The organism is Paraburkholderia sp. J94 (assembly GCF_905220285.1).
Taxonomy (GTDB): Bacteria; Pseudomonadota; Gammaproteobacteria; order Burkholderiales; family Burkholderiaceae; genus Paraburkholderia; species Paraburkholderia tropica_A.
Genome location: NZ_CAJMZH010000004.1, coordinates 165,312 through 181,437, shown reverse-complemented (window position 1 = coordinate 181,437; position 16,126 = coordinate 165,312). Strand labels below are relative to the sequence as shown.

The following is a 16,126-nucleotide window of genomic DNA, read 5'->3' as shown; positions in this document are numbered from 1 at the left end:
ATCTGCCCGCTGTAGCAGCTTGAATAGCCGCGAGCATGCGCGTGACCCACGTCTTGTTGTTCTATGTCCCGTGGGTGCAGCCGCGATCCGCTCGCGCCAGATGAAAGACCTGCCGCGCCGGCCTAAATCTGCACTGGCGGAAAGTCGGACGCGCCCAGATTCTCGATCTGGATATACGCAGGCAATGCGTTCGCCGCGCTGGCATAGAGGCCGGTCTTCGTCTGCGAGAAGCCGATGCGCTCGAAGTAGTCATGACACGTCGCGTTCTTGCCCGTGTCCACCAGTTCCGCGTGTATCTGCGGCTGCGACTTGAGCGCGAGGCGCGTGGCCACCGCGCCGACCACCAGCTCTGCGCCCAGACCAAACACGCGACACGACAGCACCACCTGCACGATGCTTTCGCACTTGATCAAGCACACGGAGATGATGCCGTTGTCGATCAGCTTGTCGCGCAGCGAGGAAACGATGCAATAGCCGCCCTTGCTGATGAACTTCTCGAACTCCGACTTCTCCCAGCGCTTGCCCGTGGTATTGAACTGATTCGTCTTGTTGATCAACTCGAAAGCGCGTTCGAAGTATTTCGATTGCGGCGTCTTGATCAGAAAGAGCGACTGCCGAAGCTGCAACGAAGCGAGCCATTCCTCGCGCGACGCGCCGCTTTCGGCATCGACACTGGCCTCGCGCTGTGAAATCGCGCGCACGAGTTCCGTGCGCCGCGCCGACTCCTCGGTCACGACCGGCACCTGCGTTTCCGCCGACCGCAAAATAATGCGCCGCCAATCGTAGTGATTGCCGCCCAGGCAGCGAATCTCGGGAATCGCCGCTTTCACTTCGGACAATTCGCGGTCGTTGTCGTCGATAAACACGCAGTTGCCGGGCAGCAGATTCACTTCCTTCATGATCTCGCGAATATTCTGCGACTTCGGCTGCCAGTTGATACGCACGCTCGCGAAATCGTCGAGCGTAATCGCGCCGCGCCAGATCGCATTGAAGCGCTCGATGGTGGGCGCCGCATCGTTCTTGCTGCAGATCGCGAGCAGGCCGCCGCGCCGCTTGTAATACAGCAGCGCTTCCACGAGACCGATCGGCCAGCCTTCGATACGCTGCGCATGACTCAGCCCCTCGCCTTCCGCCGCCACGCCGCGCCACAGCGTATCGTCCAGATCGACGATGATCAGCTTCACCGGATTGCGCTGCGCAGCGATCTTGACGATCGCCTCCACGCGCGCCAGCAGCGCGAGCGTATATTCGCGCGAGGCCACCTCATACGTGACCAGATTGGTGAGTGCTTTCGGCGCGTTCAAACGGCTGGCGTCGAGCTTGAAATCCCAGTCGTTGATAAACGAAGCGTGCGAACTGCTCAGCAGCACGTCGTCCTGCAAATGTCGGCGGCCGACGAAATTCAGAATCTCGTTGACTTCGAGAAAGTAGCCGTTGCCGGTTTTGCGCACCGCATCGAACAACAGACGATTGAGTTCGCGAACCAGATAAGCCGGCGACGTCATCGCCGATTGATCGATCAGATCGCCGAGGTAATTGAAACTCGGCTCGAAGAACGACATGAAGAGAATCGGCACCGTGGTGATCTTCGCGGCGATCTGCCCGACCTTCATCGCGATGAACTTACCGGCGCTGTCGAGCAGCGCGCGTGCGTCGTCGTCGGACTGGAGCCGTGCGAACAACATGTCGACGGCGGGCTCGGGCGTGTTCGCAGCCTCGCTGAGAATATGCCGTAGCGTCAGATTCACCACGGCCACGTCGTCGGTCGGCGCCGGTTCCGGCACGGACGCGTGACGCTCCGATCCCATCAGAATATGCCGCATGGTGTGCCCGATATTCGCGCTGCGCTTGGCGAGCGTTTCGACGCCGCACGTACCCAGCAGCAAGATATTGAGCTTGCGCGAATCGATCGCGAGCGAAGTCGGCGCAAGCGGCAATTTCACCTGTCGATCGGCGAAGGAGGAGTAAAAGACATCGCGGAACAATTGGCGCATTCAGACCCCCTCGATTCGAAGCGTTACGCAGCACGCGCAGTCACACCGGTCGCGACAAAAGCCGCGCGTCTGTTTTGCGGAGGAGTGCTGCATGCGGCACTCGTCGTCCGAACGCTATCCGTGTGTGCTCAGCGATTAGAGCAGAGCGGCAACGGGGTATCTGTGCGCCGACAGACACAAGCCCGTCCCGCCCGAGCGCCTGATGCGCGGGGGACAATTCGATCAAGCAGGGTAATTTCTGATTTGAATTCTTCTGCGCAGCTGCTTGAGCAGATTCACGCCGCCACGGCCGATCACGAGCCGCGCGAACAACGGCACCCTGCCCTTGCCCGGAATCGCAATTTCACCCGACATGATTCGTCCGACGAAATCGAGTCGCAAAATCAGATTCATATTCTTGTAGATCAGCACGTCGAAGACAAACGACGAGACATGCCATTTCGTCATCAGCTTGTTGTATTTCCCGAGGAACACCATGCTGGGTTCGGAACTGGGCGCGCGCGAAATCTTGTCGGCGCGGCCGCGCAATGAATATTCGACCAGCGCATCGTGCAGATAAATAAACGCACAGCCCGCCATCTCGGCATTGATCGCGAAATCCCAATCCTGATGGCGGCGCAAGGTAGCGTCGAAACTGATGAGCGGATACTGATGCCGCCACATCATGATCGAAGACGTCTGAATATAGCCACGCTCCAGCAAAATGAAATCGAGCATGGACTGGCCGTCGTACGGAGCGGGATTGCCCAGCATGCGATGGCTTCCATCAGTCAGCACGACATTGCTGAACAGCACTTTCGTTTCGTTGTCCGACGGTCTCGCGCCGAAGGCCGCGATACAGCGCTCGAGTTTGTTCGGCAGCCAGCGGTCGTCGGCGTCCAGAAAGGCGATCAGTTCGCCGTTCGCCGCTTCGATACCGCGATTGCGGCACCACGCGGCGCCGCGATTCTCGGTCTCGCGAATCAGGTGCAGTGCGATGTCGTCGCCGCAATGGCTCGGCAATTCGAACGCCATGCCCGACGCGTCGTCGACAACGATGATTTCCAACGGAACCACAGTCTGGGTGGAGATCGACTCGATCGCCATCCATAGCAAATCGACGCTGTTGTAGTGTGGAATTATCACACTCACGTTGTAACCAGGTACACACTCACGCCGCATCCCACACCTCGGGTCAAAATTTCGAAAAATCCCTCACACGAAGAGCAAAGAAGAGCCCATCCCAGCGGCCTTACCGGCGGGCGATGAATGACACTGGCCTACTGACGAATAACGATAATCTTTACGATTCGCTCAACGACTCAAATAGTGGAATCAGTCAAATCGTTTTCTCGGGCCGAGCGAGTCCCCGGTCCTGGTCAATACTCCAGAACCGATTCCTCCGATTCAAAGCCGGCGAATAGACAAACGGACGAACGCGCGCCACGCGTGGTATCGGTGGCATACGTCATTCGCGTCTTCAAGCCGCGGCAAACTTGCGCATACAGATCGCAGATCGGATCGCCCTCGCACGAACAGAGCGAATCGACGATGGCAGTCATACACACGGAGCGGAGTTTTCCCCGCAGCGCCACGTGCGTTATGCTGTGGACGATCGTAAGTCGCCATCCGTCCCCGTTCCGTGGGGTGGCCAACAATACCGGGGCAAAACCAGTCGGCAGAAATCTAACCGCGCCTTACAATCATTCCGCTTACTGCCAGCGAAATATCTGCTTTCAATGACCGCCTTCCTGCTCACGCCGCCCGCCGCGCAAGACGTTCATATCTGGCGCTGGAATCTCGATGTGTCCGATGCGGAAATCGACGGCTATTGGCAAACGCTGTCCGAACAGGAACGCGAACGCGCCGGCAAATTTCGTTTCGATCTGCATCGTCGCCGCTTCGTAGCCGGACGCGGTGAACTGCGCCGTCTGCTCGGCGCCTATCTCGGCCTCGCGCCGCACGCCGTTTCGCTCGATTACGGCACGGAAGGCAAGCCCTTTTGCACGAGTCAGCCCGCGCACTGGACGCTCTGCTTCAATCTCAGCCACAGCGACAACACGGCGGCGCTCGCGGTCTCGAACGGTATCGAGATCGGCATCGATGTGGAGATCGTGAGGCCGGTTGAAGAAAGCATGCCGGTCGAAGTGTTCTCCACGCGCGAGCGCGCGCAATTCGCCACCTTGCCCGAGGCGCAGCGGCAAGCCGTGTTCTTCGAAACCTGGGCCCGCAAGGAAGCGTGTTTGAAAGCGCTCGGCACGGGCTTCATCCTGCCGCCCGATCATTTCGAATTCGATCTTGCCGTGCGCGGCGACACCACGCCGTGTTGCGTCGGCGGCGATGCGCACGAAGCCGCGCATTGGCGCATTCAAACCCTTCAAAATGGGATGCAGGATCGCCCCGATTGTGCGGGCGCCGTCGCCGCCCGCCACGCCGACTGGTCGCTCGTGTTCATGAATTCCTGATGAAATTGCGCCGCGCGAGCGCGGCATGTGCCTGAAATGTGTTTGCCGGCGCACAGAGGCTTCGGCGGCGCCTTGCTTCAATCTCCGCACCCGGATCAGCAGCGTGGCATGACGCGAACCCCTTCGCGCGGTACACGCGAGGGGAGGCTAGCAATGAGCCCTGCCATCACTGGCGAAGACGCCGATCAAACGCGCGTGATCGAGGCGATGCGAGGTATCGCCGCGATCGCAGTCGCGATATTCCATTGCCGGCTGATTGCATGGATCGGCATACGCGCCTACGCGTCAGGGCCCCACCCCAGGTTCTCGCTCGATACGATACTCGCCTACCTGACGATTCCGTTCGTATGGGGACCGATTGGCGTGCCGATCTTCTTCGTCATCAGCGGCTATTGCATTCACCGCAGTCATGCGGCGCGTCTCGCGCGCAATCCGCAATACCCGCTCGATGCGCATGACTTTCTGTGGCGGCGTTTCGTGCGCATCTATCCGGTGCTGTTCTGCGCGCTGCTGCTGACCTGGGCGCTCGACAACTTCAGCTTCCAGTTCCACCCACGCGACACCCAGCTCGGCGACGGCAGCCTGTGGACCTTCGTCGCGAATCTGCTGGCCTTGCAGGGCATCGCCGCGCCGACTTACGGCTCGAACACCGCGCTCTGGACGCTGTCCCTCGAAGTCCAGTTCTATCTGCTCTATCCGCTGCTGTTTGCCGCGCACCGAAGGCTCGGCCCCAATCGCACGCTCATGGCCCTGATGGCGCTCGCCGCCGTATCGTTCGTGTTGCTCGACCGGCACGGCGTGCTGATCTTCACGACCTATTGGTCGTCGTGGTATCTCGGCGCGTGGCTCGCCGAGCGTCAAGTGCGCGGCCAGCGGCTCGCACGCGGCTGGCTGCTGTTCGCGACGCCGCTCCTGCTCGTGATCGGCGACCGTCTGTCGATGGGCCACGGACGCATTCTCTGGTGCCTGCCGTGGGCGCTCGCGTTCACGCCCTGCCTCGACGCCCTGCTGCATGCGCGCCCGCGTGGCACGCTCGCGATGCGTATGTTCGAAAAGGTCGGCGCATTCAGCTATTCGCTCTACATCGTGCATATGCCGGTCTGCATCGCGCTGTTCTACTGGCTGCTCCATTCGACGCGCCAGGTCAGCATTCTCTGGGCCTTCGCCTGCTTTTTCATCGCGCTGGCCGTGGCCTATGTGTTCCATCTGCTGGTCGAGCGGCCCGCCATCGCGGTGCTGCGCCGCGCGTCCGCGCAACGCCAGGCCGCCGCGCGCCAGGTGGGCGCGGCCTGAACGCGCGCATGACGCCAAACGTAAATGAGCGCATGAGCGCGCCGGCCGCCGCGCCCCGCGCTGTTGCGTGGCGCGCACGCCGCGCCCCTGTGTGCGAAGGCGAACGGACAGTTCCCTCCCGCAAAATTAAATTTGACTTACAGAATATTTCTCGCCCGCAAATGGTTGCTGGGAAAGGCGCTGGGCGCGGATAAGTCAGGCGGTAACGGGGTTTTCTTCCTGTCGTGAACTCACCGAGGTGCAACGGGGCATCGCGCAAACGGTGACGAATCGACGATCCAATGATTTTCCGATGGCCGATCAAAGATATTGGGAGACCGGCAAATGTCACATCGCGATGCACTATCCGGCGGCCTTCAAGGCAGCCCGGATACGGGACGAGGTGTCGTGGCGCGTTTCGAGGCAATACGCGCGGAGTTCGGCGACCGCCTTGCCGCCATCGACGCAACAGGCGAGGAACGTTACGCCGAACTCGGCGAACGCTCGGCCAGGCTGGCCACCGCGCTGCTCGAACGAGGACTCGCACCGGGCGAGCGCTGCGCGATCATGGTGCCGCGCGGACGCGACACGCTGGCGCTGATTCTCGCGATCCTGCGCGTGGGCGCGGTCTACGTGCCGCTCGATCCGGCCTATCCGCGCGCGCAGCTCGACTTCATCGTGGCCGATTGCGCGCCCGCGCTCGTGATCGCCGACGCCGCCACGCTCGCCAACGCCAGCGAATCCTACGGAATCCTGATCGACATCGCGGATCTCGTGGCGGCGGAGAAAACCGCCGAACCGGCAGCGCTGCATGTCAGTGGCCGCGACGACGCGGCCTACATCATGTATACGTCGGGTTCGACCGGCAAGCCGAAAGGCGTGATCGTGCCGCATCGCGCGATCCTGCGGCTCGTGCAAGGCCAGACGTTCACCGCGCTCACGCCGGACACGCGCTTCCTGAATCTCGCACCGCTCGCCTTCGACGCGAGCACGCTGGAGATCTGGGGCCCGCTGCTCAACGGCGGCTGCGCGGCCATCGTCAACGAGGTGCAGCCTTCGCTTGACGCCATCGCCGCCGACATCGCGCGGCTCGGCGCGACCAGCGCTTGGTTCACGGCGGGCCTCTTCAACGCGCTCGCCGATTACCGGCTCGACGCGTTCGCGCCGCTCCAGGAAGTGCTCACGGGCGGCGACGTGCTCTCGCCGCTGCACGTGCGCAAGGTGATGGATGCGCACGCCGGCCTGCAAGTCATCAACGGCTACGGTCCGACCGAAAACACCACGTTTTCGTGCTGCTATCGCATTGCGCGTGACGAAGCGCTCGCGCACGGCGACGCGATTCCGATCGGCCACGCGATTGCCGGCACGCAGGCGCATATCGTCGACGAAAAGCTCGCACCGGTCGCCGATGGCGAAGTGGGCGAACTCGTGGTGGGCGGCGACGGCGTCGCGCTCGGCTACCTGAACCGGCCCGATCTGAGCGCGGAAAAATTCGTCGACGACGTCTTCACGCCAGGCGCGAAGCTCTATCGCACCGGCGACCTCGTGCGCCGCCGCGCGGACGGCGCGATCGATTTCCTCGGCCGCAACGACCGGCAGATCAAGATCGCGGGCAAGCGCATCGAACTCGACGAAATCGAGCATGCGCTGCGCGTCGCGCCGGGCGTCGCCGATGCGGCCGTAGCCGCATTCGAAGGCCGCAACGGCAAGGCCATCGCGGGCTTCGTGAAAGCCGACGCCGCGTCTGCATCGGCGTTTCTCGACGCGCTGCGCACGCATCTGAAAGCGGCCCTGCCCGATTACATGGTGCCGACCGAGTTGCGCGTGCTGCCCGACTTCCCGCTCACGCCGAACGGCAAGATCAATCGCAAGGCGCTGCTCGCGGAACTGGACGTGCCCGCTGCACCGTCGGCAAGCACGCAAACGCAGACGCAAGAGCACGACATCGCAGACCAGCTCGCCGCTGTTTTCGAAGGCCTGCTCGGCAAACCCGTCGAGCGCCGCGCGAACTTCTTCGACCTCGGTCTGCGCTCGCTCGATCTGATGCGCGCGCACGCGATCATCGCGCGCGACGTCACGCAGGGTCTCGCGCTCGTCGATCTGTTCCGTCATCCGAACGTCGACGCGCTGGCCGCCCATTCGCGCGCCACGCTCGGCGCGACGCAAGGCGGCAAGCTCGAAGCGCGCCGCGCGCAGACGAGCGGCGCCATCGCCGTGATCGGCATGGCCGGGCGCTTTCCGGGCGCGCGCAACGTCGCCGAACTGTGGGCCAATCTGCTCGCGGGCCGGGACTGCGTCACGCATTTCGACGTGTCGGAACTCGAAGACAGTTTCGACGACGCGATGCGCCGCGACCCGAGCTACGTGAAAGCGCGGCCGATCCTGCCCGATGTCGATCGCTTCGACGCGGGCTTCTTCGGCATGCTCGCGCGCGAGGCCGCGCTGACCGATCCGCAACAGCGCCTGTTCCTCGAAATCGCGTGGGAAGCGTTCGAGGATGCGGGCTACGATCCCGCCGCCATCGCGGGCGCGGTCGGCGTGTTCGCGGGCACGTCGATGAACACGTACTTCCTCAAGCACGTGCTCTCCGACCGCAGCGTGATCGACGAATTCACGAGCCAGTTCCAGATCGGCGAGTATCAGAAGCTGGTCGGCGCGGGCGATTTCGTCGCCACGCGCACGGCTTACAAGCTCGGCCTCAAGGGTCCGGCGATTTCGGTGCAGACGGCCTGCTCGACCTCGCTCACGGCCATCGGCCTCGCCGTCGAAAATCTGCGCGCGGGACGCTGTGACATGGCGCTGGCCGGCGGCGTGTCGATCACCTTCCCGCAGAAGCGCGGCTACTTCTACCAGGAAGGCGGCATGGGCGCGGCCGACGGCGTGTGCCGTCCGTTCGACGCCCACGCGCAAGGCACGGTGTTCGGCAGCGGCGCGGGCGTCGTGTTGCTCAAGCGGCTCGAAGACGCACTCGCCGACAACGATCCGATCAGCGCCGTGATTCGCGGCGTCGGCATGAACAACGACGGCTCGGACAAGGTCGGCTTCACCGCGCCGAGCGTCGACGCGCAGGCGCGCGCCATCGCCATCGCACATGCCGAGGCGGGCATCGATCCGGCCACCATCGGCTACATCGAGGCGCACGGCACGGCCACGCCGCTCGGCGATCCGATCGAATTCGCGGGGCTCGTGCAGGCGTTCCGTCTGGGCGGCGTCGAAGGCGGCCAGTTCTGCGCGCTCGGCTCGGCGAAGGCCAACGTCGGGCACCTCGACGCGGCGGCGGGCGTCACCGGCCTGATCGCGGCGTCGCTCGCGCTGCGCGACCGCACGCTGCCGCCGCTCTCGCATTTCCAGTCGCCGAATCCGGGCATCGATGTGGCGCGCAGCCCGTTCTACTTCAACACCGCCGCGCGCGCATGGGCCGATGGCCCGACGCCGCGCCGCGCGGGCGTGAGTTCGTTCGGCGTGGGCGGCACGAATGTGCACGTGCTGCTCGAAGAAGCGCCTGCACGCGAACGCGTGGACGCCTCGCAGCAGAATCCGCAAACGCCGCAGACGCCGCAACTCCTGCCGATCTCGGCGCGCAGCGCGCCCGCGCTCGAACGCGCGAAGGCGAATCTCGCCACCTATCTCGCCAAGCCGCTCGCGGCGGCGCATGAGCAAGTCGCACTGGCCGACGTGGCCGCGACGTTGCAAACGGGCCGCCGCGCGTTCGCGCATCGCGCGGTGATCGTCGCCGACAGTCTCGAACAGGCGCAGGCGAAGCTGCAAAAAGGCGCGCTCGAAGCGCAGGCGCCGCAAGCCGCGCCCGCCGTGGTCTTCATGTTCCCCGGCCAGGGCGCGCAGTATCCGGGCATGGGCGCGGCGCTCTATCGTAGCGAGCCGGTGTATCGCGAATGGATCGACAAGGGCGCGGAAGCGTTGGCGCCGCATCTCGGGCTCGACATCCGCACGATGCTGCTCAGCGATGTGCCCGAAGGCGACGACACCCCGCATCCGATCCGCTCGACGATCTACGCACAGCCCGCGCTGTTCCTCACCGAGTACGCGCTCGCGCAATTGTGGATCTCGCGCGGCATCGTGCCGGCGGCGATGATCGGCCATAGCGTCGGCGAACTCGTCGCGGCCTGCGTGGCCGAAGCGATCGAATTCGAGGACGCGCTGCGCCTGATCGCGCAACGCGGCGCGCTGATGCAGTCGGCCGAACCGGGCGCGATGCTGGTCGTGCGCCTGCCCGAAGCCGACCTGCGCGCGACGCTGCCCGAGGACGTCGATCTCGCCGCCATCAACGCGCCGACGCTGAGCGTCGTGGCCGGTCCGTTCGCCGCCATCGAGGCGTTCGAAGCGACGCTGAAGGCGCGCGATATCGAGCATCGCCGGCTGCATACGTCGCACGCGTTCCACTCGCGCATGATGTCCGGCGTGGTGGAAGAACTCGCCAAGGTCGCGGACCGCCTCACGTTCTCGCCGCCGAAGATTCCGTACGTGTCCTCGGTGACGGGCCAGTGGGCAGCGTCCGACCGTCCGGTGTCGGGCCGCTACTGGGCCAGCCATTGCCGCGACGTGGTGCGTTTCGCCGATGCGCTCGCGACGGTCACCGCACAGGGCAAGCCGCTGCTGCTCGAAATCGGCCCGGGCCGCACGCTCGCGACCTTCGCCACGCAAGGGCTGACGAAAGACCGCTATCAGGCGGCGATCGCTTCGCTGCCCGATTTCGCGCAGCGCGAGCGCGAACTGAGCGTGCTCGCCGAAGCGACCGGACGGCTCTGGCTCAACGGCGTGACGCCGGACTGGCGCGCACTGCACAGCGCCGACGCCCGCCGCATCGCGCTGCCGACCTATCCGTTCGAACCCGAACGGCACTGGGTCGACGCGCCCGCATCGGCAGCCTCCCGTCCGATTCAGACACAAGCCGCGACAGAAACAACAACACAGACAACTACACAAACAACTACGCAAACAGCGACGCAAGCCGCGGCGATTGCCGCGCCCGCTTCCACCAACGCGATTACCGACCATCCTCAGACCGCCATGGCCCAAACCGCTCAAATCGACCGCAAGCCGCGTCTCGTCGCCGAACTGGCGTCGCTTCTCACCGAAATGTCGGGCGAGGCGCCGGACACCTCCGATCCGAATGTGACGTTCTGGGATCTCGGCTACGACTCGCTGTTCATGGGTCAGGTCTCGCGCCAACTGCGCCGCCGCTACGACGTGACGATCAGCTTCCGCCAGATCATGAGCGACTATCCGACGCTGCCCGCGCTCGCGCAGTTCCTCGACGGCGCGCTGCCGCCCGACCCGGAACCGGTGGCCGCGCCTGCGCCGGTTGAAGCGGTTGCGGTTGCCGCGCCGGTTGCTGTTGCGCCTGTCGCTACACCGGTTGCTGCGCCGGTAAGCGCCGCGCCTGGCGTCACCGCCGTGACCGCCGTCACCGCGCTGCCCGTCACGGGCGACGTGCAATCGGTGATCCGCGACCAGCTCGCCGCCATGCAATCGCTGATGACGCGTCAGCTCGAAGTGCTCCAAGGCGTGCCCGTCGTGGCTGCGCAACCTGTCGCGACCGTCGCGACCGTTGCGGCGATCGCAGCGCCTGCGCCGGTTGCAGCATCCGCACCGATCGCCGCGCCCGCAGCAGCACCCGCCGCCGCCGCGCACGCCGGCCCCGAAATCAAGTTCGAGGAAAACCGCCCGACGCGCTTCACGGCCTACAAGCCCGGCGCGACGACCTCGGCGCAGATGACCGACGTGCAAAGCGCCTTCATCGCCGATCTCGCCACGCGCTACTCGGCCAAAACGGCCACGTCGAAGTCGCGCACGCAGTCGTACCGCGCCGTGCTCGCCGACCCGCGCACGGCCAGCGGCTTCCGCGAAGAATGGAAGGAACTCGTCTATCCGATCGTCGCGCAACGCTCGAAGGGCTCGAAGATCTGGGACGTCGACGGCAACGAATACATCGACCTCGTGAACGGCTACGGCCAGACCGCGTTCGGCCACACGCCCGACTTCGTCGTGGACGCCGTGAACGCGCAGATGGCCGAAGGCTTCGCGATCGGGCCGCAATCGCCGCTCGCGGGCGAAGTCGCGCAGATGTTCGCCGACATGACGGGCCACGAGCGCGTCACGTTCTGCAACACCGGCTCGGAAGCCGTGATGGCCGCGATGCGCCTCGCGCGCACCGTGACGGGCAAGGACAAGGTGGTCTGCTTCGACGGCGACTATCACGGCCAGTTCGACGAAGTGCTGGTGAAACCCGGCAGCGAAGCGGGCGTGCCGCGCGCGTTCCCGCTCGCCCCCGGCATCCCGAACAGCTCGGTCGGCAACATGGTGGTGCTGCCCTACGCGCGCAGCGAAAGCCTGGAATGGATCAAGGCCAATATCGACGATATCGCCGCCGTGCTGATCGAACCGGTGCAGTCGCGCCATCCGAATCTGCGTCCGAAGGAGTTCGTGCAGCAGCTGCGCGACGTGACCGCCGCGAACGAATCGGCGCTGATCGTCGACGAAGTGGTGACGGGTTTCCGCGTGCATCCGGCGGGCATGCAAGGCTACTGGGGCATCAAGGGCGACATGGCGACCTACGGCAAGGTCGTGGGCGGCGGTCTGCCGGTGGGCGTGCTCGCGGGCACCGCGCAATACATGGACGCGCTCGACGGCGGCCAATGGCAATTCGGCGATGCTTCGGTGCCCGAAGTTCCGCCGACTTTCTTCGCGGGCACCTTCGTGCGCCATCCGGTCGTGCTGGCCGCGATGAAGGCCGTGCTGCTGCATCTGAAAGACGCCGGTCCGGCGCTGCAAGAAACGCTCGGCACGCGCATGGACGGCCTCGTGCAGCGCATCAACACGCATCTGGAGAAAGTGGGCATCGCATCGCGCGCGGAGACGTTCTCGAGCTGGTTCTACATCAGCTTCGCGAGCGAGGATCGCCTGGGCAGCCTGTTCTACGCGTACATGCGCTTCCTCGGCGTGCACATCATGGAAGGCTTCCCCTGCTTCCTGACCACGAGCCATTCCGACGAAGACATCCGCAAGATTGGCGACGCCTTTGTCGAAGCGATCGCCGCGCTGCAATCGGCGGGCATTCTCGGCGGCACGGCGCAGCCGGTCGACACGCCCGCTGCGATTCCCGCAGCGGCAACGGCAGCGCCTGCACCGACGCAAGCGCCGCTGACCGAGCCGCAAAAGGAAATCTGGATGTCGGCGCAGCAAAGCCATGAGGCTTCGCTCGCCTTCAACGAATCGTTCACGCTGGAACTGAATGGCGATCTGAACGAAGCCGCCTTCGAACGCGCCTTCGCGGCGACGGTCGCGCGTCACGACGCCTTGCGCGCGCACTTCTCGCGCGTCGGCGACACGATGTTCGCCGACCCGGCCGCCCGCGTGCCACTCGAACACATCGATCTCTCGACGCAAGCCGACGCGCACGCGCAACTCGCCGCGCTCGTCGACGCCGAAGCGCGCGAAGTGTTCGACCTCACGCGTGCGCCGCTGGCCCGCGCCGCGCTCGTGCGTCTCGAAGCGAACAAGTGGGCCTTCGTGTTCACCGCGCATCACATCATCTGCGACGGCTGGTCGATCAACATCATCCTGCGCGATCTGCAGGCGCTCTACGCCGCCGATGTCTCGGGCACGCCCGCCGAACTCGACGAGGTGCAGAGCTTCCTCGCCTTCGCGAAAGCGCAGGACGAAGCGGGCGTCGACAAGGACACGCGCGACTTCTGGATGAACCTGCATCGCGAGGGCGCGCCGCAGCTCGACCTGCCCGGCGACCGCGTGCGTCCTGAAGTAAAAAGCTTCAACGGCGCGTCGACCACGCGTCTCCTGAACGCCGACCTGCTCAAGCAACTCAAGACCACCGCGTCGAAGCAAGGCTGCTCGCTGTTCGCCGCGCTGTTCGGCGGCGCGCAAGTGCTGTTCGGCCGCCTCGCGGGCCGCGACGACGTGGTGATCGCCGCGCCGATGGCGGGCCAGTCGCAAGCCGGTGAAGCGCTGCTGGCCGGTCACTGCGTGAACTTCCTGCCGCTGCGCGTGAAGTTCGACGGCGCGCAGTCGTTCGCCACGCACATGAAGGCCGTGCGCGATCATCTCTACGATGCGGGCGATCGCCAGAACTACACGTACGGTGCGCTGGTGCGCGACCTCGGCATCAAGCGCGACTTCAGCCGCCTGCCGCTGACCGATCTGCAATTCAACCTGGAGAAGGTCGATTCGCAGCTCGACATGGCGGGCGTGAGCACGCGCTTCGCGCCGAACGCGAAGGCCTATAGCAACTTCGATCTGTTCCTGAACGTGATCGAATCGGCGCAAGGTCTGCGGCTCGATTGCGACTTCAACACCGACGTCTACGACGAATCGACGATCCAGCGCTGGCTCGGTTACTACGAGACGCTGCTGGGCGCGATCGCCGCCAACGCCGACACGCCGGTCGCCGCGCTGCCGCTGCTCGGCGACGTCGAGATCCGCCATCTGCGCGACGAGTTGAACGCCTCGCAGCGCGACTACGATCTCACGCAGACCACGCCCGCGCTGATCGCCGCGCAAGCGCACAAGACGCCGGAAGCCGCCGCGGTCGCCGACGAAGTCGCGAGCCTCAGCTACAGCGAACTCGACGCGCGCGCCGATCAGATCGCACGCGGCCTCGCGGCATCGGGCATCGCGGCGCACGGACGCGTCGCCATCGCGATGGAACGCACGGCCATGACCGTGGCCGCGATGATCGGCGTGTGGCGCGCGGGCTGCGCCTACGTGCCGCTCGACATGACGATGCCGGCCGCGCGCCTGCGTCAGATTCTCGACGGTGCGGGCATCGCCGCCGTGCTCAGCGACGAAGGCAGCCGCGCCGTGCTGGAGCCGGGCGACCATCGCGTGCTCGAACTCGAAGCGCTGCTCGCGCAACACGACGACAAGAGCGTGGCCCTGCCCCGCGTGCACGACGCCGATGCGGCCTACGTGATCTTCACGTCGGGTTCCACGGGCCAGCCGAAGGGCGTGGAAATTCCGCATCGCGCGCTCAGCAACTTCCTGCTCTCGATGGCGCAGGAGCCGGGCTTCACGGCGCAGGACCGCATCGTCGCCGTGACCACGTTCTCGTTCGATATTTCGGGTCTCGAACTGTTCCTGCCGCTCGTGACCGGCGGCCAGGTGTTCGTCGCCGGACACGCGGAAGTGCGCACCGGTTACGAGCTGGTTTCGCGGATGAAGGCGCAGGCGTCCACGATGCTGCAAGCCACGCCGTCGCTCTGGCGCATGCTGCTCGAAGCGGGCTTCAAGGCGCCGCAAGGCTTCAAGATCCTGTGCGGCGGCGAACCGCTGCCGCGCGATCTCGCCGACGCGCTGCTCGCCACGGGCGCCGAAGTCTGGAACCTCTACGGCCCGACTGAAACGACGATCTGGTCCGCCGCCGCGCGCGTCGACGCCAACGGCCCCGTGATCCTCGGCGCGCCGCTCGCGAACACGCAGTTGCACGTGCTGACCGAAGATCTGCGTCTCGCGCCCGAAGGCGTCACCGGCGAACTGTGGATTGGCGGCGACGGGCTCGCAACGGGTTACTTCAACCGCCCCGACCTCACCGATGCCGCGTTCCGCACGGTCGCGATCGAAGGCGGCGCGCCCGCGCGTCTCTATCGCACCGGCGATCTCGCGAAGCGCCTCGCCGACGGCTCGCTCCAGCATCTGGGCCGCCGCGATCAGCAGATCAAGCTGCGCGGCTTCCGCATCGAGATCGAGGACATCGAAGCGGCGCTGCGCAAAGCGCCGGGCGTGGCGGCGGCGGCGGTCGCGCTGCATGAGGTCAACGGTCATCCGCGTCTCGTGGGCTACGTCGTCGAGACGCAGGACGGCAAGGCGGATCTCGGCGAAATCGCCGCTTACGTGGCGCTCGAATTGCCGACCTACATGGTCCCGACGCTGTGGATGACGCTCGCCGCGCTGCCGCAGACGCAGAACGGCAAGCTCGACCGCAAGGCGCTGCCGGTGCCGACTGCCGACATGGTGGCCGCCCCCGCACGCCAGCCGCATGCGGCTCATGCGACGCTGAAGGCCGTGCCGCAGACCGCCGCGCCCGTCGAAGCTGAAAACGCTGCGCCCGCCGAAGCGCCCGCCGCGAGCGAACCCGCCGCGCTGACGCCCACGCAAGCCACGCTCGTCTCGATCTGGTCGGACGTGCTCGGCGTGCAGCAGATCGGCATCGATCAGCCGTTCTTCAGCCTCGGCGCGGACAGCCTGCAATTGTTCCGCATCGTCGCCCGCATGAACGAGCGCGGTCTGGGCGTGGATGCGCGTCAGTTGATGAAGAACGTCTCGATCGCGCAACTGGCGGCGAGTCTCGATGGCGCGCAAGTCGAGGAAGTGGCCGAAGCGGCCGCGGTCGCGCGCCCCTCGATCCTCAACTTCAAGCGTCGCAACGCAGGAGGCATGTAAGCG

At 65.3% G+C, this 16,126-nt stretch carries 5 protein-coding genes; 3 read left to right on the top strand and 2 right to left on the bottom strand.

Annotated features, from left to right (window positions below; genetic code table 11):
* Nucleotides 1-122: 122 nt before the first annotated feature.
* Together U4Y88_RS09515 and U4Y88_RS09510 are read right to left on the bottom strand one after the other, a co-directional pair.
* A complete protein-coding gene (locus U4Y88_RS09515) occupies nucleotides 123-1,943 on the bottom strand; it encodes an HAD-IIIC family phosphatase (RefSeq protein WP_321783574.1) in 1,821 nt (606 codons plus the stop codon).
* Between the two features lie 273 nt (nucleotides 1,944-2,216).
* Nucleotides 2,217-3,155: a glycosyltransferase family 2 protein gene (locus U4Y88_RS09510; RefSeq protein ID WP_310633821.1), complete on the bottom strand. Its 939-nt coding sequence runs from the start codon at nucleotides 3,153-3,155 to the stop codon at nucleotides 2,217-2,219.
* Between the two features lie 314 nt (nucleotides 3,156-3,469).
* On the opposite strand from U4Y88_RS09510, the gene U4Y88_RS09505 reads away from it, so the two are divergent.
* The 3 genes from U4Y88_RS09505 (at nucleotide 3,470) to U4Y88_RS09495 (ending at nucleotide 16,123) form a co-directional block, all read left to right on the top strand.
* Nucleotides 3,470-4,438 carry a 4'-phosphopantetheinyl transferase family protein gene (locus U4Y88_RS09505; protein ID WP_321783572.1) on the top strand — a complete coding sequence of 323 codons (969 nt, stop codon included), beginning with the start codon at nucleotides 3,470-3,472 and terminating at the stop codon, nucleotides 4,436-4,438.
* A 153-nt stretch (nucleotides 4,439-4,591) separates the two neighbouring features.
* Nucleotides 4,592-5,731, top strand: a complete 1,140-nt coding sequence (locus U4Y88_RS09500) for an acyltransferase (RefSeq protein ID WP_321783570.1) — start codon at nucleotides 4,592-4,594, stop codon at nucleotides 5,729-5,731.
* 387 nt (nucleotides 5,732-6,118) lie between these two features.
* On the top strand, nucleotides 6,119-16,123 hold the full coding sequence (locus U4Y88_RS09495) for a non-ribosomal peptide synthetase/type I polyketide synthase (RefSeq protein WP_321783568.1): 10,005 nt from the start codon (nucleotides 6,119-6,121) through the stop codon (nucleotides 16,121-16,123).
* Nucleotides 16,124-16,126: the final 3 nt, after the last annotated feature.

Excerpts from the sequence above, each read along its gene's own strand:
- U4Y88_RS09510 (WP_310633821.1), bottom strand. The coding sequence starts at position 3,155 with ATGCGGCGTGAGTGTGTACCTGGTTACAACGTGAGTGTGATAATTCCA.
- U4Y88_RS09500 (WP_321783570.1), top strand. The coding sequence starts at position 4,592 with ATGAGCCCTGCCATCACTGGCGAAGACGCCGATCAAACGCGCGTGATC.